The following is a 20,133-nucleotide window of genomic DNA, read 5'->3' on the forward strand; positions in this document are numbered from 1 at the left end:
ATCGCAAATCTCTTACTTAAAAGAGTAACTCTCGAATTCACGAGTGTTGCTTTGTGATGCTGATAATCTGTCGACTATCAGTCTTACCTCACAAGCACCCACACGAATTGCTTGATTCAGTTGTTAAAGAGCAGTTGGTTAAGCTTTTCGTCTCAACCGAGGCCGCGCATTCTACATCAGCCCTTCCTTCTGTCAAGCTGTTTTTCGAATTTATTTCCGAAGAAACTCTTTTCTACTCAACCACTTGAGCCTTCGATCAGAACTTCTTCTCTCCAGCGGGAGGCGCATTCTACAGCGTTCAAAACCGCTGTCAACCACCTCTTTCAACCGCCTTCGATCCATTCGACCGAAGCACCGACAGGATCAAACCGCCACCCTGTCGACCGGCGCGCATTCTACACGCCAGATTCAGCTTTGCAAGCCCTTCATTTAACTTAACTTATTGATTAACAAGAAGTTTTCGAAGCGCTTCATCGCTGAAGTGGCGCGCATTCTACATCCAGCAGAATGCGCGTCAAGCTTATTTTGCAGTTTTATGACTTATAGCGCTTCGAGGGCCTCGCGCAAACCACTACGCCGCTGCACCCGCCGCAGCACCGCCTGCTCGAAGATGCCGGAACGGCTTTCGATCAGGCTGAACCAGTGACGCGCCCGGGTGACACCGGTGTAGACCAGCTCCTTGGTCAACACCGGATTGAGGTTGTCAGGCAGGATCAACGCGCAATGGGCGAACTCCGAGCCCTGCGACTTGTGCACGGTCATGGCGAACACGGTCTCCACCGCGCTGAGACGACTGGGCAGGATATGCCGCAAGGCCCCACTGCCGTCGTTGCGCGGGAACACAACGCGCAGCACCTCGCGTACAGGCGCACCTGGAAACTCTGGCGGCTCGGGCAGACGCAGCGCGATGCCGATATCGCCATTCATCAACCCCAGGCTGTAGTCGTTGCGCGTTACCAGCACGGGGCGCCCTTCATACCAACCATGCGACTGTTCAAGGAGGCCGCGACGCACCAATGCTTCAGCGATACGTTCGTTGAGCGCTTCGACCCCCCAAGTGCCTTTACGAACCGCACAGAGCAGTTGGAACTGATCGAACGCTGCCAGGACATTACCGGCCCAACGATCCCAGGCCTGGGAGTCAGCACCCGGGGCAGGACGCTGCGCCTGCATCACCTGTAGAAAATGCGCATACCCCTGCGGACGTGGCTCGGCTTCGCCCAGCCCGCCGATCAACAGTCGCTCCAACGCTCGGTCCTGCTCGCCGGACAGGCGCAGCACATGCAGGTCGTCCGCGCCGGTTGCCAGAGTCGCACGAGCCGCCTGTGCATCCCCCTGGTTCACCGCCCGCGCCAGACGGCCGATACCCGAGCCACTGCCGAAACGACGCGAGTGGCGCAGCATGACGATATGCTGCGCCAACGCCTTGTTACCGGATATCAGCGCCGGATCGTCCAGCCGCTCGCCCGTCTGACTTTCCAGCCAGGCACGCGTCGCCTCGCTGTAACCACCGCTTTCCGCCTCCCGACACAGGTCACCCAGCACCGCGCCGGCCTCTACTGACGCCAGCTGGTCCTTGTCGCCCAGCAGAATCAGACGCGCATGCGCCGGCAACGCGCCCAGCAGGCTGGCCATCATTTCCAGATCGATCATCGAGGCTTCGTCGACCACCAGCACATCCAGTGGCAAGGGGTTGGCGGCATCGTGACGGAAATGACGGCTGCCGGGACGACTGCCCAGCAGACGATGCAGCGTCGTCACGAGGGTTGGAATCTGTTCACGCACTCGCTCGTCCAGCGCCAGGGACTGCACCTGCGCGCCGATGGATTCGGTCAGCCGCGCGGCTGCCTTGCCGGTAGGAGCTGCCAGGCTAAGGCGCAGCGGCTCGTCATTGGCCATGGCGGCTTCCTGCAGTAGCGCCAGAAGGCGCACCACCGTCGTCGTCTTGCCGGTTCCGGGCCCCCCGGTGATCAGGGTGAAGCGTCCCTGCGCGGCCATGGCGCAGGCCAGCTTCTGCCAGTCGGTCTGGCGCTGGCCGTCCACCACCAGCGCGTCGGGAAAGAGTGAAGCCAGGCGCGCGGCCAGATCGCTCGGGGCCGCAGCGCTCGCCTGCAGACGCCGGGCGATATCGCCTGCCACCTGACGTTCGTAGTTCCAGTAACGCCTCATATATAGACAGGCGCCGCTGAGCACCAGCGGCGCACCTTCGGACTCCAGCAGCGAGCTGCCGACACAGGCCGCCAGCCAGGACTCCAGACTGAGCCCGGCCAGTACCTGGGACGGCAAGAGCATCGCTTCTTGCGCATCCTCGCCTTCCGGCGGCAGAGACAGGGTGAAATCCGGATTGGCCAGCGTGGCCGCCAGATCGAGGCAGACGTGGCCCTGGCCCAGTTGGTGGCTGGCCAGCGCGGCGCCAAGCAGTAGCAAGGGCGAAGCGTCCGGATCCAGTTCGGCGAACAGCTGCGCCAGCGCACGATCCAGCTCGCGCAGCCAGCCACGCTCGCTCCAAATGGAAAGCAGGGCAAAGAGTTCGGCGCGATCACGCAGCGCCGGCGCAAGCGTCGTACTCATGCTGCGCCCTCCTCTGCTTCGCCCCTGAACAACGCGTCCAGCCGCTCGATCAGCTCACGAGGCGGCCGGGCCAGGTAGGCGCCCTGCTGCGGTGCGCGCAGAAACACATAGAGCGCGCCACCCACATGCCGGTCGTAGTCGTAATCCGGCAGGCGCAGACGCAACTGCCGATGCAGGGCCAACACGTAAAGCACGTACTGCAGATCGTAGCGGTGGCTGGCGATGGCGACCTCCATGGCTTCACGGGTGTAGGCGCCATCGTCGCCGCCGAGCCAGTTGGATTTGTAATCCGCCACGTAGTAACGCCCCTGATGTTCGAATACCAGATCGATGAAGCCCTTGAACATGCCGTTGAGGGTATCGGCACGCAGCGGCTGTCTGGCGAGGCCCGGCAATTCGTACTGCTGCACCCACTGATCCAGCAGCCTGACGTCCACCCCACGCGCCTCGAACCAGAACTCCAGTTCGGGCTGATACTGCGTCAGTTGCGCCAGCACCACGCTATCCGCGCCCGCCAGTGGGAGCGGTTGGCTCAGCAGCGCCAGCAGCCAGTCCTGCAGCGGATCGATCCAGCTTTGCAGACCGCGACGCTGGCAACGCCTGGCCAACGCCTCGCGCAACCTGGGCGGATCCTGTGCCAGGGTCGCGAAGCCTTCCTGCGCTGCCATTTCCAGCAGACCATGGAGGAAGGTGCCGGGGTTGGGCCCACGCGGGAAGCGATGCAGGCCCTGAGCGGATGCCGGCAGCGGCGCAAGGGCCAGCAGCGGATGCTCATCGTCGATGACGTTCTGCATCGCCGGACTATCGGGCGCGGCGTCCTCGTGGCGGCTGACCTGACTGGGGGCATCCTCGTCCAGGCGCAGTGCGCTGTAGGAGGCGATCCACCAGTGCTCAGCAGCGCGCCGCGCCGGCGTGCGCCAGTGCGGCGCGAACTGTCCTTCTTCGATCATTCGATAACGCTGCTCACTGGCCGGCGGCACAGGCGACACGGCGCTATCGAGTCCGCTGGCGAACGGCGCGAGCCAGTTGGCAAGCTCGCCGCTGGCCGCAAGAGGCAATCCGCCCCCGAGCAAGTAGCCCAACGCCGATTCGTGCAGACGCGACTTCTTGCCGTTGCCGATCTTCAGATCCGCCACGCCCAGCCAGCAGGCATGCCGGGCACGGGTCAGCGCCACGTAGAGCAGGCGCAGGTCTTCACCCAGGCGTTCGCGCTCGGCACGCTGCAGGCTGTCGTCATCGGCCTTGAGCACCAGGCGGCGGCGTTCGCCGTCGTGAATCTGCAGCGGCTTCTTCTCATCCACCGGGCGGAATGCGCAGATGAACGGCAAAAACACCAGGGGATACTCCAGGCCCTTGGATTTGTGGATGGTGACCACGCGTACCAGCGCCTCGTCGCTCTCCAGGCGTAGCACCTGCTCATCGGCAGCCTGCCCCTCACCGGTCAACAGCTCGCCTAGGTGGCGAATCAGCGCCAGTTCACCATCGAGTTCGGCGGCAGCCTGCTGCAGCAGCTCGGCCAGGTGCAGCAGATTGGTCAGTACCCGCTCGCCATCGTCACGCCCCATCAGGCGCTGCGGCAGCTCGAAGTCCTGCAGCAACTGACGCAGCATCGGCAGCACGCCCTGACGCTGCCAGCGCTGACGGTAGTCGCGGAACTGCATGACCCGGCGCTCCCAGGTGCGCTCGTCGAGGTTGAGCTGCTCCAGTTCGGCCAACTCCAGCCCCAGTGTCGCGCTGGCCAGTGCCGCACGCAGCGGGCGATCCTGATCCGGCTCGGCACAGGCGCGCAGCCACAGCAGCAGATCGCGTGCTTCCTGGGCGGCGAACACCGAATCCTTGTCGGAGAGATAGACGCTGCGCACGCCGCGTACGGCCAGCTCGCCGCGAATGGCCTGCGCCTCATTGAAGTCGCGCACCAGCACCGCAATGTCGCTGGGCCGCAGAGCACTCAGCACGCCGTCCTTGATGAAACCTGCCTGTCCACGCTGGCCAAGATCCAGCAGACGCACGATCTCGCTCGCCGCACCGGCCGCCATGGCATCCAGATAGGCGCCCTTGGCAACCGGCTCGTCACTCGCCAGATGCCACAGCGTCAGGGCGGGTTGCGCCTGGCCGTCGACACTCCAGACCTCGCGTCGACCTTGCGCGCCCACCTCGATAAAAGGCAGATCGTCACGCAGCAGGAATGCCCCCTCGCCGCCGTCACGCTGCTCGGCCCGCAGGAAAACGCCGTTGACGGCATCGACCATGGCCTGGCTGGAACGGAAATTCTTGTCCAGGTTGTAGTGCCGACCCAACGTCGCCCGGCGCGCGCGCAGGTAGGTATGAATATCGGCGCCACGGAAGGAATAGATGGCCTGCTTGGGATCGCCGATCATGAACAGGCCGCAGTCGTCGCGATTAACCTCGACTTCGTAGAGCGTATCGAAGATGCGGTACTGCAGCGGGTCGGTGTCCTGGAATTCGTCGATCAGCGCCACCGGGAATTGCCCACGAATCACTTCGGCCAGGCGCGGGCCATTGCTGCCTTGCAGGGCAGCGTCCAGGCGCACGAGCATGTCGTCGAAGCCCATCTCCGCGCGCTGGCGTTTCTCCCAATCGAAGCGCTGGCGCACCCAGGCCGCCGCGTGGCGCAACGCCGCGTCAGCGGGATCAGGCAGCGCATCGAGTTGCGCCTTGAGCAGAGCCATGGCGTCCAACGCGGGATGAGCAGGCGCCTCGCCTTTCCAGGCTTCGGCCAGGCCATCGGGGGTCAGGCGGGTGAAGCCGGTGCCCAGGTCGAGGCGCGGTTCTTCGCCACCGGCCCACTCGCGCAACTTGGCCAGCCAGGGGTTGTAGAAGCGCGCCTGGATTTTCTTGCCGTCCACCTGCTTGGCCGCCACCGCAGCGTCCAGCAGCAGCTGCAGTTCATCGGCCCAGGCCAGCCAGGGTGCCTTGAGCTCGGCCAGTGCCTGCTCGCGCTGCTGCAGCGCGCCATCGAGCAATTCGCCCAGCGCTTGCGTCGCAAGCTCCCCCTCTTCGCCCAACAACGGTCGCAGCCGCGCCCCCAGCCCTGCAGGCGTCCCCCAGACACCCGCGACCCATTGCAGCGCCGCGCCCTGCAACGGATAGCAGTGCTGCCGCCAATAATCGCGCACCACTTCGGCCAGCAGTTCGCTGTGATCGGTCTCAAGCGTCTGGCTGAACAGACTGCCGCTGTCGAAGGCATGTTCACGCAGCATGCGCTGGCACCAGCCGTGGATGGTGGACACGGCTGCCTCGTCCATCCACTGCGCCGCCAGTTCCAGACGGCGGGCGCACTCGTCCCACTGCGTCTGAGCGAAGTCACTGCGCAATTCGCGCAGCAGATCATCGCCTTGGGCATCACCACGAAATACGGTCGCGGCCTCGACCAGTCGCGCGCGAATCCGGTCGCGCAATTCGCGGGTGGCCGCGTCGGTGAAGGTCACCACCAGAATCTGCGGCGGCAGCAGGGGCTCGCGGAACGCGGCGTCGCCGCCATGGCCGAGGATCAGTCGCAGGTAGAGCGCGGAAATGGTGAAGGTCTTGCCGGTACCGGCGCTGGCTTCGATCAGGCGACTGCCATGCAGGGGAAACGTCAGGGCCAGAGGGCGCTGTCGGTTCATGCTGCGTCCTCCTCGAGCGCTTGCGGATGGCTGTCGAGCAGCGGCTGATAGAGCCGTTCGCTCCATGCCGGAAACTGGCCATCGGCGATGAGCGCGGCGTAGTCCGGGAACTGCCTCGCCAGGCTGGCGCTACCCTGGACTTCACCGGCGAGGTTGTAGCTGCCCTCGTAGACGCTGCGAGCCTTGTCCTCATTGTTGTCCTGCAACCAGGCCAACGAGGTTTTCAGGGCGACCGGCAACGGTGCCTGCATACCGGCACTCCAGGCTTCCAGCCAGACCGTCAAAACGCGCGCAGCATGCTCGGTCGCTACAGGTTCGAAAACCAGGCTGCGATCTTCCCCCACCAGCAGCGTGGTCAGCGGCAGGCCGCAGGCCGCGGCAATGACGTGCAGCACGTAGGGGCGCAGCAGGCGATGCCATTTCCAGCCCTTGTCCTTGTGCAGTGCGCCCGGCAGCAGCTCCAGGCGCGCCAGGCCGCCATCGGCCTTCTGCCGCAGCCCGGAAAGCCAGCCGTCGAGTTGAACACCGGCTGCGGCGAAAGTCAGGCGCTGCGGCGATTCCAGCAGGGTCGGCCAGCACAGGCAAAGCCCCTGGTAGCGCTGCACCTGCGCCGGCAGCGGCTCCAGCAGGGCGTTGCGGTACTGCTCGCCAAAACCGGCCAGTGGCAGCACGCCGCTACGCTGCAGACGGTCAGCTGCCGCCCTCAGCGCATCGTCGCTGTCCCCCTCGCCTGCGACTGCCGCCTTGAGCAGCGCTTCCTGCAACTGGTAGCGCTGCAGGCCGTCGAGGGCGAAGGGTTCGCTGTCGAGCTGCGCCTGCTCTTCTTCGTCGAGATACACCTTGAGCCGACGGGTGAAGAAGCACTTCACCGGATCGCGCAGGAACGACTGCAACAGCTCGGGCGTAAGCTGTTGTCCCTCCTCCCAGGCGGGCAAGGACGCAGCACTTTCGCAGGCCGAGACCTGGCCATGCAGGGCTGCCCACTCGTGGGCATAACTGAACAGCTGCCCCTGGCCATCGAAGTAGCGGCGGCTGAAAGGTTGCAAGGGGTGCTCAGTGGTCAGCCCGTGCAGCAGATCGCCGCCACCGGCGAGTGTCCAGGCGCTGGCAAGATGGTCACGCAGTTGACCTACCAGCACGGACGGTGGGCGCTCGCTGTTGTCGCGAATGCTGCGCCCCACCCAGCTGATATACAGACGATCGCGCGCCGCCAGCAGCGCTTCCAACAGCAGATAGCGGTCATCCTCGCGGCGCGAGCGGTCACCGGGGCGGTAATCGCCTGCCATCAGGTCGAAATCCAGCGGCGCCTGGCTGCGCGGATAATCGCCATCGTTCATGCCCAGCAGGCAGACCTGGCGGAACGGAATCGCGCGCATCGGCATCAGGGTGCAGAAGTTCACCGCACCGGCGAGAAAACGCTGGCTCAGCCGTCCCTGGTCGAGCCCGTCCAGCCAGGCCTCACGCACCACCGGTAGAGTCAGCGCTTCGTCCAGCGTCGCGGCCTCGCACAGCGCCAGCCAGGCATCCAGTGCATCGAGCAGCTGGGTCGTCAATACTTCTTCACGGTCGCTCTGCGGCTGAAAGAAGTCGTCGAGCAAACTGCGCAGACGCTCGCCCCACCGCACCGGCGTGGCCGGCTCGCGCAACTGCTGCAGGTGCCGATCGAGGCTTTCCAACAGCCGAGTCACCGGGCCGATCAGCGCAGCATCGAGTCCGCCGATCTCGTCGTAAGGCTCGATGCCGGCAAAGGCGTCGCCCGCACCTACCGCGTAGCCCAGCAGCATGCGCCGCAGGCCGAAGCGCCAGGTGTTCTGCTCCAGATTCTCACCCAGGCCCAGCGCCTGCCGCTGGCTCGAATCCAGCCCCCAGCGCACACCGGCACCCTCCAGCCAGCGGTGCAGGGTAGGCAGTTGCTCCTCGGCGATGGCGAAGCGCTGACGCAGCGCGGCGACATCCAGCAGATCGAGAATCTCGCTGACGCTGAAGCGGCTGTCCGGCAGGCGCAACAAATGCTCCAGTGCGATGACCATCGGCTCCTTGCCGCGCAGCCCCTGGTCGGCCAGGGTGAAGGGAATGAAGCGCGGATCGTCGCTGGCGAACTGGCCGAACACGGCCTGAATATGCGGTGCGTAGGCGTTGACGTCGGGCACCATGACGATGATGTCGCGCGGGCGCAGCGTGGCGTCCTCGCTGAAACTGGCGAGCAGCTGATCGTGGAGGATTTCCACTTCGCGCTGAGCGCTGTGGGCGATATGAAAACGCAGCGAATGATCACGTTCCGGGTCGACCGCAGGCCAGGTGCTGCGCGTTTCCGCTAGCGGACGCAGGTCGAGGATGTCGTTCTGCAGTTGGCCGAGCAGGCTGTCCTCACTGGCCGGGCTGAACAGGTCGATACGGTCGAACTGCTCGCGGTAACGCTGCGGCTCGTCGTACTGATCCAGCAGGTTGATGTAGTCGCGCCCCTGCTTGCCCCAGGCAGCAAGCAGCGGTTGCCCGTGCTGGTGCATGTCCTCCTGCTCGAACAGGCCGATCTGCGCGCCCGGCCTGCCCTTGCGCTGCTGGCGACGGTACTCGTGGCGCAGGAGATCCTTGTCCTCGACGATATCGCCCCAGTGGTGCTGACAGGGGTTGTGTACGTACAACATGACCTGGCTGAAGCGCGCCATGGCCGCCAGCGCCTCCAGCACCTGGGCCGGCAACGAAGAGATTCCGAAAACGGTGATGCGTCGCGGCAGGCCGGCTGGCGGCGCGTCCAGCTCGGCCAGACGGGCGACGAAGCGTGGATGCACGCCGGCGCGGCTCTCGGCCAGATGCTGCTCGCCAACGTCCGCCAGCAGGGCGCGCCACAGCGCGGGCTGCCAGCGTGAATCGCCCTCCAGTGGCCGCTCGCCGCCGCGCGAGGTGCGCAGGCGATCCTGCCCGGCAGCCCAGTCGGCCAGCCAGTCGGCGCGGTAGACCTGATACTGGTCGAACAGATCGGCCAGACGCTCGGCCAGTTGGTGGCGCTTGCGCAGGTCCTGATCATCCGCGAGGAAGCGGCGCAGCGGAGCGAAGGCCTCCTCGGCCAGCAGGCCCGGCAACAGCCGCATCAGGCGCCAGGTCAGCGGCGCCTTGTCCAGGGGCGACTCTTGCGGAATCGCGTCCCTGCCCAACACGTTGCGATACGCCTGCCAGAGAAAGCGCGCCGGCAGGTCAACGTCCAGCGCCGCCGCGATGCCGCAGCCGTCACGCTCGGCCAGCGCCAGCTTGAGCCATTGGGCGATGCCGTTGCTCTGCACCAGCAGCACTTCGTTTTCCAGCGGCCGCAGCGGATAGCGCCGCATCCACTGCACCGCCAGCGCACGCAGCTCTTCGAGGTGATTGCCGTGAATGACGATAAGGCCGGGGGACAACTCCGGGCTGGCGGGCATCGACTGACTCCTGTCGAAAATCGAAGCGCAAGTTTGCCAGCATTTGGCGACAAGGTGAGTCGCCAAAAGTTATGTCACCAACGACTAGACCATCAGAACGCTAGATGTCCGCTCATGGCGCATGCCTTACTTGAGCACCCCGAGCAGCTTCCACAATCGCCTGGATTCGGCGTCGGCGCTGATCAACTCATCCAGCAGTTCGCCAAGGGGCTGGTTACCCCACTCCACCGCCCGGCGAATGACATATGGCACCGGGCTATGCGGCTCGGTTCTAGCCAGGTAGTCAGCGATCAGCGCAAGCTGGCGGTAAGCCTGCTCACGATTGCTGGGCATACCGGCCAGAGGCAGCGCAGGCGCGCAAGCCTCGTCAGGCTGACCGTCTCTCAGGGTATCGTGCTCGGGGTCAGGTGGAGAGATGTGTTCTGACATCGGGACGAACTCCTCGATCTGCGCAAGTAGGCTGGTCAGTGTCTGGCGCAGGGCAGCAAAGCTGGGGGCGGACTCAGCCAGCCAGCCGTCGCTCCAGCTTTCCAAGCGTTCAAGAGCCGCAAGCGCAGCCTGCAGGCCAAGAACAGTGGTGCGCAAATGCCCTTCGGGCGCCTGCCTCAGCTTTTCATGCAGCTTGCGATATTCCAACCGGGCCGCTTCTGCCGCCACCTTGTCCTGCTTGCTGTCACTCATTTGAACCTGACGCTGCTGCAACTGCAGCCAGTCGTGCAGGCTTAGGTGCATGAACTCCTGCGCATCGATGTCAAAGAGCGGCGTCTGGGTCAGGAGGGTGATGCTGTATTGACGAACCATCCACTCCAGCGGAAACACACGCCAGCTGCGATCGCCCTCCTCGGGCTGAGGATGCAGGGTATCCGGATAGCGTTCACACAACCCCGCCAGCAACTGCAGCGCCGACGCAGCCCCAGTCACCCCGTGGCGACGTATCCAGGCTTCGCCCAACCAAACGGCGATCATCAGGTCCTTGCTGCGCTCACGCAGCAGATCGCCAGCCAAGTGCTCCAGCGCGGCCCAGTCACCGCGCTTGAGATCACTCTGCCAGACACCGGCCGGTAAACTCGCATCATCCTCTCGACGCAGTTCTCGCAGGCGATCCCAGACACCCTCGTAACGCAGGCTGGGGCCGCAAGGGGCATCGCCCGGCACAGGTTCAAGATAGGGCTCGATCGAAATGTACGTCACGGCGTGGCAACTCCGCCTTGCAAGGCCTGCAGCTGAAAGCTGGAAAACGGCGACCCGGGCGCGACCACGGGCAGGGGCTGGATCGACAAGGGCAGCTTGCTGCCCTGACCAAGCAGTGACAGGCGCATGAACATTTGCGCCTGCGCGCCGGCATCAGGCGCCCCCCGCACCGGGACCTGCAAGGTCAGGGGAAAGTCCGTGTAGTCCATGTTCGGCAACCGTTGGGGCACCACATGCGAGCGCATCATGCGCAACAAAGCCCAGGGGCCACGATACTCCCATCCGGCTTCGAGACCATTCACGGCCATACTGGGTTGCAGAGGATCAATGACCGGACGCTGGCTGCTGTCACGTGCCCAGCGCAACACCAGCTGTAGCGGATCACCAACGCTCCAGCGCAGGCGCTCGCCGGATTCGCCGGGATGAGTGATCTGGCGCCCGGCCCCATTCAAGGTCCAGGCGATCACCTGGTCTGCACCCCGCTCGTCTTCACGATCAGTTCGCCAGCGCACCTCAAGCTCCACGCCGACCGCCCCGGTTTTGTCGCGCACGAACATGGGGCCAAGCCAGCTCCTGGCCTGTTTCATCCGCGAAAGGAAGTCTTCGGCCGCCAGACGGCTACCAGGGGGCGCCAGAACCAGCCCCTTCTCGGCGACTTCAAGGTGGGTATCGATCAAATCCAGCAAGTGCTTGACGCGAGCAGGATCAGCATCGCCATTTTCCAGGCTGTACGAAAATGGAAAGCGGCCCGCCAAGTACTGATTGAAATAGTCCGCCAGTGCACTCCAGGCCTGTGCGGCGCCTTGTACCTGCAACTGGCTACAACGCCTGTGTACCTGATCGGTGATGTCACGGGTATATCGAGCAAGATCACCGCCACCCTGAGGCAGGCTTGCAGTCGACAGCACCTGCAGACAGTTGTCGATATCCAGTTCTACCAGGTCCCTGCTGACCAGTTGCTCGAACAATGCAGGAGCGCTGGTAGGGTTTTGTGTCTTGTACTTCTGCATTTCATCCATGATCGAACCAAGCCTCGATACCTTGTCCTGCAGGGACAAGGGCAGGTCTGCCTGCGTCCTCAACCATGTCAGTTCCGGCCTGACCCTGTCGATACTGACGCTGATCTGCGCGAACTGCCGAGATAGGGAGGCTTTCAGATCCTGCACGTCAGTGGCCCGAAACAGCTTGAGTCCCAGATTGGGCTTACCGTCCCACTCGGACACCGGGTAGCGTTCGGTGAACAGTGGCAAGCTGTCGATGTCGGCGAGTACGCCATCGACATCGGCCATGGCGCGCAAGGTCAATTGGGATTGCAGAGTATTGGCCAGGTCGGCACGCCCGAGGGCTGCCAGGGCCTGAATGATCTCCATGGCCTTTTCGACAGAGACGTTGAACCGGCTCTCCGAGGAAACCTGGACATAAGATCCGGCGGAAGTGGTCAGCTCCGTCCACATCGCGAGCGCTGCTGCCTGTTCGGCAGCCTTGAGCATGCCTGGACGATAGGCCGGCGATATCTGCGCCAGTTCCTGAGCCACGAAGCTCTGGTAACTACTCTGGTAAACCAGCGCCCGGGTGATTTGTTGCTCGGTCAAATGAATCACTGCCCGAGCATCAACCGCGCCATCAGTACGGCGCATTGCGCTGACCGCAAAATCTCGCTTGAGCAGGTCACTGATGCTCCTCGACAGCTTGCTGATGTGCTCCTGCAGCACCAGTGTGCCGCCAGCCTGCCGCTGTAGCAGATTGTCGCGACTGGCGGCCCCCTCGATCCACTGGCTGTGGAATCCTTTACGCAGCTGCTCGGCCTCGAGGGTGACGGAGGCTTCGACGGCTGGCCCCAAAAGCCGGCTCTGTTTCACATCATTCATCAGGTCACGGTACCCCGCCACCAACTCCTCGCCACTGCCATGGCTCCATGCGGAATTGGTAAGAATGATCAGGTCCTCCAAGTGCCCGACCAGGCTGTTGATTTCCTCGAGCTTGTTCAGCGAGGTATCCCTGCCATATTCCAGGTCGTTCAGGCTCCTTTTCAGATAGCCGGCGGGCGTAACGAAGTTCCCTGCCAGGAAGTACTGCGCCAGCCAAAACTTCATCAATGTCTGGAACTGTGCAGATAGATGTTTACGGTTGGGCTCCAGATCCACGGGGCGCAACCCAGGCGCGGCCAGGCTCCTCAAGGTCTGATCGTAAAAGGCTCTGCGAGGCAGGCTGGAGGGATCGAGATTCAGTCCCAGCGCATCGTTACTGAGTTGAGCCAGTGTTTCGACGAAGCCCTCCTGGCCGGTCAGGGCATCGTTGAGCAGACGATTTTGTCGCTCGAGGCTCACAACCCCCTCAGCCAGGGTGCGGGCCTTGACGTAGTTTGGCCACTGATCCGGTTGGGCGCTTTCGACATCAGGGCGCCGCTGCTCATTACGAATATCCAGCAGCGTCTTCAGTTGGTATTCCTGCAACTGCTGCAATGGCAGCAGCGCCTCGCGACGAGCCATGCCACGCAACAGCAGGTCCATCTGATTATCCAGAGAAGAGCCCCAGGAAGTGGGATAGACCAGGGATGAAAAATGCCAGCGCGGGGTTTGCTGCAGCAGCCGCCAGAACCCCTGAACGTTGAGCCGGGCTTGCTCTTGGCGACGCTCGGGAGCTCGCAGGTTCACATGGCCGGAATGCACCTCCTGCACCAGGCGGCTCAACTCACGCGCATCCTGCTGTCTTGCCTGCCATACCCACAGCATGCCCACCAGCCAGCACAGCGCCAGTACCGCAGCGACGCCGCCCACTGTTTTCTGCCAGCGTTGGCGAAGGCGCAGAACGCGCGGAAGGGCCTGTGCCAATCCCTGCTCGGCCAGCAACCGCTGTCGCCACAACAACTGGGTGAACGCCCCCTGCGTCGAGACCGACTCACCTGGATAGAGCTGCTCACCATTCGACTCTACACGTGCCTGCGAAGCTCCCAGGTAAAGACCGCGCAACCTGGGGGCCTCGCCTTGGGTGTTGCCCTGAAAAACCGGTTCCAGCAGGTTACGCAGGTTGCCCTTGAGAGCCAGCAACAGATCGGGCAGGCGATACAGATCCTCGGCCAACTCGCCTTTCAAGGCCCCGACCTCAAGGATGGCTCCCTGCATGCTTTGAACTACGGATTCCAGCGCGTCATCGAGCCAATAACTTTGCCAGCCGGCATCCAGACCATAGGATGATGACCACCCCAGCAGTCGCGTGCGGCCTTCCTCCGGAAGCGCGGATACCAGTTCCTGAAACCCCGGCATTTCCTCCAGCCCGGTGATCAGGACATACACGGGAAGCCCAAGGCCAAGGCGTTGAAGCAACTCAGCGAAGCGACGGCGCAGAACGATCACATCGGCTGCACTCTGCGCACCATCCTGCAACTGGCCGAGCGGTATGTTCCAGATCACGCCATCCAGAGGACGCTGACCCCGTAGCCTCAGCAGCATGCTGAGCAGACGACGCCAGACGAACGTAGAAGCAGTACTGCCGTCGCCAGGAAGAAATACGCCTTGAGGCACCACCAGCAAGGCGCCATCCTGATCGGCCCACCAGCGACCGAACCACGCCGGACGCCCAACGGGCATGAGCTGCCAATCGAGGCAAAGCTGGCTGCCCTCCCGCGGATCGCCGAGCAGCATCAGCCAAGGAATCTGATAGCGCGACTCGATGCCCTGCTCGTGCTCCATCCTGCGTACTGCGGCATAGAAGGTGCGGATCGCCATGCCAGATTGCGTACGCAACCACCAGAACAAGGCAGCCAGGGCGATGACCAGCAGGATGATGCCGACCACGCCGAGAATGATCGCGAGTGGGCTCATTCTGCCGGGCTCCCGCCGTCGTCCAGAGTGATCAGGTGCTGCAGCGAAGTCAGCTCCGACTGAATGTCGCTCCACATCCAGTGCCCGATCACGCTCAGGACCACCAGCAAGCCGCAAATCGCCAGTCCCAGGCGCATGCCGTCGGGTAGCACTCGCCTCATGGGCAGGCGCAAGGGCGCCGCACGGCTGGGCCGAGACAGGCTGCTCATCACCCCGTTCAACGCCGGCTCGCGTCGCCAGGCGAAAGTAAAAAGTGCATGCCGCCAGCGTGCATGCAGTGCACGACCACGGTCGCTGCGCAGGCCGCCATAGAAGCCCAGGATCAGGCACTGGAGGTAGACGTTGGCCAGATCGCGGGAAGCCGGATCTCGCTCCTTGAGCAGCTTGTGGATGGCGCGCGGCAACCGCTCACCCGCATTACGCGAACCGTAAAGGCGGGTTTCCAGCGGACGTGGCTGCCAGGCAGTACGGCCTGGCCAATCATCGAACAACAGGCGCTCGTCAACCAGGGCGACGAATGCATAGACCATGGCCTTGACCTGGCTCGAGGAGGACGCCCCTACGCGGACGAATGCACTGCGCCATAGACGACGGACCACGAGGGTCGTGACCTCGGCCATGCGCTCGATCTGTTCATTGCCAGGGTTGTTCAAGCCAGCCATGCCATCCCAGGCATCCCGCCATTCGATCCAGGCCTCTCGAAAGGCCTGGCTAAGAGGCGCCTCTCCGAACTCTGGGGGATAAAGCGAAACGCTCCTTTCCGACATCGATGCATCCTTGGCTGGTGAAGGCTGACTTCAGTGGCTATCGGTCGTGAATAGAAGAACTTGCCAGGGACTTGGACTCGCTCTTTGCGAAGTGACGGTCAGGCAAAACGGCTGTTCGGGATCGAACCAATCACCTGAAGCCTGGATCAGGAAGAGGTGCGTTTCCTCCCCCACACCGTAGGCAGCTCGCTCGTTGCGGCTCATGGGCTGGTGGGGCAGACCGCTCATGCGTTGCTGTACGAGCCTACTCACGTGTTGCCGGGAGGCGATCACGACCTGCCCCAGCCATGCCTGAGCGGCTTCCTGGCCGGTGCCTGCGGGCATGCGCAGCCCCACCACAAGACGCTGGCGACGAGCCTGGGTATCCGGCAAATCAATGAAAAAGCCTTGTTCGGACTGCTCGAACACCAGGCAACGGTAACCGACGCGAATACTGTCCAGATTCCGATGGAGCCACTCGATTAGTTCGTCAAAGCCTCGCTTGAGATCGAGAAAATCAAGAGGTGCGAAAGCAGGCACACCGTTCAATGGATCTAACGCACTCCAAGCTCCCGCCAGCCCGGCCATCAAGCCATGCAGATGGGCCGGCGTAGCCACTCGGCTGTTCAAGGCGACTTCAACTTCGGGAAGACGGGCCCACAACGCCGTCAACTGACGCCTGAGTTCCTGCACATCATCGCGATTACCCGCCTGCTCTGCCTGGCGCAACCGTCCGGCAAGGAACATGCACTTTTCCCGCCCCCGCGCGCACAGCGCAGAGATCATCTGCCCCAGATCCGACTCCGGCAGAATCAGCCCCATCGGCGGCACGTAGGGTTGCCTGACGAAGCCGCCACCCTCCCTGGAGATCCGCAACAGGGGCAGACAAATCGAATCAGCCCTGTCGCCATCAGCCACCAGACGCAAATTGGGACGCCAGACGACGATCGGCTCGGGATGCTCGCCGCTGGCCAGATCGGGGATGGCCTCCGCGAGATGTGACTGCAATCGTCCATTGAGCGGCAGTACCTGGCCGCTGCGACCAAGGGGGTTGACTGCCAGATGAACAGTGACGCAGGCATTGGTCGAAGCCGCTACTGCAGGACCGGCATCGAACTCCAAAGCCTTGCCGCTCCCCGGTTGCACGCTCACGGGCAAGCCATCTGGCAGGATCGCCTCAAGCGAACGAATACGTACCAGGCCGGTACTGAGTGCGGCTGGGTCGACCTCCAACTCGGTCACTCCCCAAAACCAGGGATTGCTGGCCCCGGCATAGAGCGCGGCGACGACCTCGGCACGTATTCCTTGCAGTTGAAAATGCTGAGGCAACAGTTGCATGCCTTCGTGCCAGCAGACTGCATCCGGCAACACCTTCATACGACTCCCCTTCGACATCCGCTGTTTGGCATGCGAGCTGCGTACGCCACTGGCTAGGGGTCCCGATCTGTCAGCAGACGCATTTCCCTGCTATCGAAACGTAGCCACACACGGCCTGACTCGATCAGGCGCAAGCGGTGCGCACCAAGAGTGTTATAGCCGGCGAATACCAAAAGTCCAGCGGCCTGGTCACCCGAAAAAGGGAAGTCTGGAACGTCGCGAAATTGTCCGGGCACGAGCTCCAGACTCCATACCGAAAACGACTCCCGATAGTCGCGGCGGTACTGCTCTCGCTCGGCGAACCACTGTTTGGCGGGGATATCGGACAGCAGTTTGAGCAGCTCCGCATCGCGCACTGCGACGAAGTCCACAGCAATGGGCGTATCGTCATTGGCGCGCTCCGCCACGTCCAGAGTCAGGCTGTCCAATCCGATCCTTTCACCGCGAAAGGAGCACCCGGCCAGTAAGGAAATCAAGACCAGCAGCAGGCAAGAAAAACAGGAAATCGCACGTCCCTGTGTCATGAAGATTTCACCTTGAATTTTGCATTTGCAAATTTATAGACCTGATCTAGCGTCTATGAAAGTTCGTCTTCGTGACGGATCTGGATGGATCGTCAAGAACGGTTCGGGTGTGTGCCGCCCCTTCTTGATCACGGTCCAGCAAGGGAGTGCGAGCATAGGATCCTTCCGCTGCATTGCGCTCCAGGTACTGCCCCGGAGCCCAACCAACATGGCTGAGAGCACGCAACACAAGCTGGACCGAATCCGTCCTCCACGAGTCCAGATCACCTACGACGTCGAGATCGGCAATGCCATCGAGAAGAAGGAGCTGCCCCTGGTGGTCGGCATCCTCGCCGACCTCTCCGGCAAGCCCGAAACGCCCCTGCCCAAGCTGATCGAACGTCGTTTCACCGAGATCGACCGCGACAATTTCAACGAGGTGCTCGCCTCCATCGAGCCGCGTAGCACCCTGCAGGTGGAGAACACCATCAGCGGCGACGGCAGCAAGCTCAACGTCGAGCTGCGCTTCCGCCACTTCGAGGACTTCGACCCGGTCAACATCGTCAAGCAGATCACCCCACTGCGCCGCCTCTACGAGGCCCGCCAGCGCTTGCGCGACCTGCTCACCAAGCTCGACGGCAACGACGACCTCGACAAGCTGCTGCAGGAAGTGGTGAGCAACACCGAAGGCCTGCAGGAGATCAAGTCCGCACGCCCTGAAGACGAGGCCCCGGCTGCCGAAGGCGCCGCCGCGTCCGATGACGAAGCACCGGCCGAGCCGGCCTGACCGACCCCGAATTCCCGGAGACAACGCAATGGCAACCGAAGCCGGTGCATCCAGCGAGAGCACGACCCAGACCCTGACCCTGCTCGACCGCATCATCGCCGAGGGCCGCATGGCCCACGACGAAAGCCAGCAGGACTACGCCCGCGACATGCTCGCGGAATTCGCCACCCAGGTCCTCGACGAAGGCATGGCCGTCGACAAGGACACCGTGGCCATGATCAACGACCGCATCAGCCAGATCGACAAGCTGATCAGCGACCAGCTCAACGAAGTCCTGCACCACCCCGACCTGCAGAAGCTGGAGGCGTCCTGGCGCGGCCTGCACATGCTGGTGGACCAGACCGAGACCAGCAGCCGCCTGAAGCTGCGCCTGCTCAACGTCACCCAGAAGGAGCTGCAGAACGATCTGGAGAAGGCGGTCGAGTTCGACCAGAGCGCGCTGTTCAAGAAGATCTACGAAGAGGAATATGGCACCTTCGGCGGGCATCCGTTCAGCCTGCTGGTGGGCGACTATGCCTTCGGCCGCCACCCCCAGGACGTGGCCCTGCTGGAGAAACTCTCCAACGTCGCCGCCGCTGCCCACGCGCCCTTCATCGCCGCCGCCAACCCCAAGCTGTTCGACATGAACAGCTTCACCGAGCTGGCCGTGCCGCGCGATCTGAGCAAGATCTTCGAGAGCCTGGAGCTGATCAAATGGCGCAGCTTCCGCGAGAGCGAGGATTCGCGCTACGTCTCCCTGGTGCTGCCGAACTTCCTCCTGCGCCTGCCCTACGGCCCGGACACCAAGCCGGTGGAAGGCATGAACTACCTCGAGGACGTCAACGGTACCGACCACTCCAAGTACCTTTGGGGCAATGCCGCCTGGCTACTGGCTGCCCGCATCACCAGCGCCTTCGCCAAGTACGGCTGGTGCGCGGCGATCCGTGGTGCCGAGGGCGGTGGCGCTGTGGAGGGTCTGCCGGCCCACACCTTCCGCACCCTGTCCGGCGACCTGTCGCTGAAGTGCCCGACCGAAGTGGCGATCACCGACCGCCGCGAGAAGGAGCTCAACGACCTCGGCTTCATCTCCCTCTGCCACAAGAAGAACACCGACATGGCGGTGTTCTTCGGCGGCCAGACCACCAACAAGGCCAAGGTCTACAACACCAACGAAGCCAACGCCAACGCACGCATCTCGGCCATGCTGCCTTACGTACTGGCGGCCTCGCGCTTCGCCCACTACCTGAAGGTGATCATGCGCGACAAGGTGGGCAGCTTCATGACCCGCGACAACGTGCAGACCTACCTCAACAACTGGATCGCGGACTACGTACTGATCAACGACAACGCGCCCCAGGAGATCAAGGCCCAGTACCCGCTGCGCGAAGCCCGCGTGGACGTCTCGGAAGTTCCCGGCAAGCCGGGCGTCTACCGCGCCACGGTATTCCTGCGCCCGCACTTTCAGCTGGAGGAGCTGACCGCCTCGATCCGCCTTGTGGCCAGCCTGCCACCTCCGGCAGCAGCCTGATCCGACGCCCCCGCCGGCCAATCCGGCGGGGGCTCGCCCCATCATGATCCACCCCGTTTCCAGACCCAGGAGTTATCCGCGATGGATGCCATCATTCTCGACCTCGGCGAAGACATCAAAGGCGACAGCCTGCTCGAGGGCTACACCGACAAGATCGAGTTGATGTCCTACAGCCACAACGTGGCGATGCAGGTCACCAACGACGTCAGCAACTCGGAGCGCACCTCCGGCAAGCCGCACATCGGCGAATTCACCGTCACCAAGTTCGTCGACACCGCCACCCCCTCGCTCAACGAATTCTGCTGCTCCGGCAAGCCCATCGCCACGGCCAAGATCACCATCGGCCGCAACGCCGCCGAAGGCGACGGCAAGCTGCTGCCGTTCATCATCTACACGCTCGACAACGTGGTGCTCTCCAACGTCAGTGTCAGTGGCGGCGCAGGCGGCAAGCCGGTGGAAACCCTGTCGCTGAACTTCACCAAGATAAAGTGGGAGCTCACCGCGCAAAAGGACGATGGCACCAAGGAGGGTACCGCAGCCTCCACCTGGGACCTGGCAGCCAACAAGCTCGTCAAGTCCAGCTGAGTTAAGGAC

Annotated in this window: 11 protein-coding genes; 3 read left to right on the forward strand and 8 right to left on the reverse strand. The window is 63.2% G+C overall.

Annotated features, from left to right (window positions below):
• Window positions 1-540: 540 nt before the first annotated feature.
• The 8 genes from recD to BLS61_RS10150 all read right to left on the reverse strand — a co-directional run bounded on the left by recD (window position 541) and on the right by BLS61_RS10150 (window position 17,266).
• The gene (gene recD, locus BLS61_RS10115; RefSeq protein WP_090430425.1) at window positions 541-2,571 is read right to left on the reverse strand and encodes an exodeoxyribonuclease V subunit alpha; all 2,031 of its coding nucleotides are present in this window, start codon (window positions 2,569-2,571) and stop codon (window positions 541-543) included.
• Window positions 2,568-6,197 carry an exodeoxyribonuclease V subunit beta gene (gene recB / locus BLS61_RS10120; RefSeq protein WP_090430429.1) on the reverse strand — a complete coding sequence of 1,210 codons (3,630 nt, stop codon included), beginning with the start codon at window positions 6,195-6,197 and terminating at the stop codon, window positions 2,568-2,570. Before recB ends, recD begins: the two co-directional genes overlap by 4 nt.
• On the reverse strand, window positions 6,194-9,607 hold the full coding sequence (recC, locus tag BLS61_RS10125) for an exodeoxyribonuclease V subunit gamma (RefSeq protein WP_090430431.1): 3,414 nt from the start codon (window positions 9,605-9,607) through the stop codon (window positions 6,194-6,196). Before recC ends, recB begins: the two co-directional genes overlap by 4 nt.
• 126 nt (window positions 9,608-9,733) lie before the next feature.
• Window positions 9,734-10,798 carry a type VI secretion system protein TssA gene (gene tssA / locus BLS61_RS10130; protein WP_090430433.1) on the reverse strand — a complete coding sequence of 355 codons (1,065 nt, stop codon included), beginning with the start codon at window positions 10,796-10,798 and terminating at the stop codon, window positions 9,734-9,736.
• Window positions 10,795-14,619, reverse strand: coding sequence for a type VI secretion system protein (locus BLS61_RS10135; RefSeq protein WP_090430435.1), 3,825 nt, complete (start codon window positions 14,617-14,619; stop codon window positions 10,795-10,797). The genes tssA and BLS61_RS10135 overlap by 4 nt, the downstream gene beginning before the upstream one ends.
• Window positions 14,616-15,386, reverse strand: coding sequence for a DotU family type IV/VI secretion system protein (locus BLS61_RS10140; protein WP_167358711.1), 771 nt, complete (start codon window positions 15,384-15,386; stop codon window positions 14,616-14,618). Before BLS61_RS10140 ends, BLS61_RS10135 begins: the two co-directional genes overlap by 4 nt.
• 30 nt (window positions 15,387-15,416) lie before the next feature.
• Complete coding sequence (tssK, locus tag BLS61_RS10145; protein WP_090430439.1) at window positions 15,417-16,742, reverse strand: type VI secretion system baseplate subunit TssK; 1,326 nt, start codon at window positions 16,740-16,742, stop codon at window positions 15,417-15,419.
• 53 nt (window positions 16,743-16,795) lie between these two features.
• Entirely contained in the window at window positions 16,796-17,266 is a 471-nt protein-coding gene (locus BLS61_RS10150; protein ID WP_090430441.1) for a type VI secretion protein, read from the reverse strand.
• 208 nt (window positions 17,267-17,474) lie between these two features.
• Here BLS61_RS10150 and tssB point away from each other — a divergent pair, with 208 nt between their 5' ends.
• The 3 genes from tssB (at window position 17,475) to BLS61_RS10165 (ending at window position 20,124) form a co-directional block, all read left to right on the forward strand.
• Entirely contained in the window at window positions 17,475-18,032 is a 558-nt protein-coding gene (tssB, locus tag BLS61_RS10155) for a type VI secretion system contractile sheath small subunit (protein ID WP_090430443.1), read from the forward strand.
• Between the two features lie 28 nt (window positions 18,033-18,060).
• Window positions 18,061-19,539, forward strand: coding sequence for a type VI secretion system contractile sheath large subunit (tssC, locus tag BLS61_RS10160; RefSeq protein ID WP_090430445.1), 1,479 nt, complete (start codon window positions 18,061-18,063; stop codon window positions 19,537-19,539).
• A gap of 81 nt (window positions 19,540-19,620) precedes the next feature.
• Window positions 19,621-20,124 (forward strand): Hcp family type VI secretion system effector, encoded by a 504-nt coding sequence (locus BLS61_RS10165; RefSeq protein WP_090430448.1) that lies wholly within the window; start codon window positions 19,621-19,623, stop codon window positions 20,122-20,124.
• Window positions 20,125-20,133: the final 9 nt, after the last annotated feature.

It is taken from the genome of Ectopseudomonas guguanensis, assembly GCF_900104265.1.
In the GTDB taxonomy this organism is placed as follows: Bacteria; Pseudomonadota; Gammaproteobacteria; order Pseudomonadales; family Pseudomonadaceae; genus Aquipseudomonas; species Aquipseudomonas guguanensis.

Excerpts from the sequence above, each read along its gene's own strand:
- recD (WP_090430425.1), bottom strand. The coding sequence starts at position 2,571 with ATGAGTACGACGCTTGCGCCGGCGCTGCGTGATCGCGCCGAACTCTTT.
- recB (WP_090430429.1), bottom strand. The coding sequence starts at position 6,197 with ATGAACCGACAGCGCCCTCTGGCCCTGACGTTTCCCCTGCATGGCAGT.
- recC (WP_090430431.1), bottom strand. The coding sequence starts at position 9,607 with ATGCCCGCCAGCCCGGAGTTGTCCCCCGGCCTTATCGTCATTCACGGC.
- BLS61_RS10135 (WP_090430435.1), bottom strand. The coding sequence starts at position 14,619 with ATGAGCCCACTCGCGATCATTCTCGGCGTGGTCGGCATCATCCTGCTG.
- BLS61_RS10140 (WP_167358711.1), bottom strand. The coding sequence starts at position 15,386 with ATGTCGGAAAGGAGCGTTTCGCTTTATCCCCCAGAGTTCGGAGAGGCG.
- tssK (WP_090430439.1), bottom strand. The coding sequence starts at position 16,742 with ATGAAGGTGTTGCCGGATGCAGTCTGCTGGCACGAAGGCATGCAACTG.
- BLS61_RS10150 (WP_090430441.1), bottom strand. The coding sequence starts at position 17,266 with ATGACACAGGGACGTGCGATTTCCTGTTTTTCTTGCCTGCTGCTGGTC.
- tssB (WP_090430443.1), top strand. The coding sequence starts at position 17,475 with ATGGCTGAGAGCACGCAACACAAGCTGGACCGAATCCGTCCTCCACGA.
- tssC (WP_090430445.1), top strand. The coding sequence starts at position 18,061 with ATGGCAACCGAAGCCGGTGCATCCAGCGAGAGCACGACCCAGACCCTG.
- BLS61_RS10165 (WP_090430448.1), top strand. The coding sequence starts at position 19,621 with ATGGATGCCATCATTCTCGACCTCGGCGAAGACATCAAAGGCGACAGC.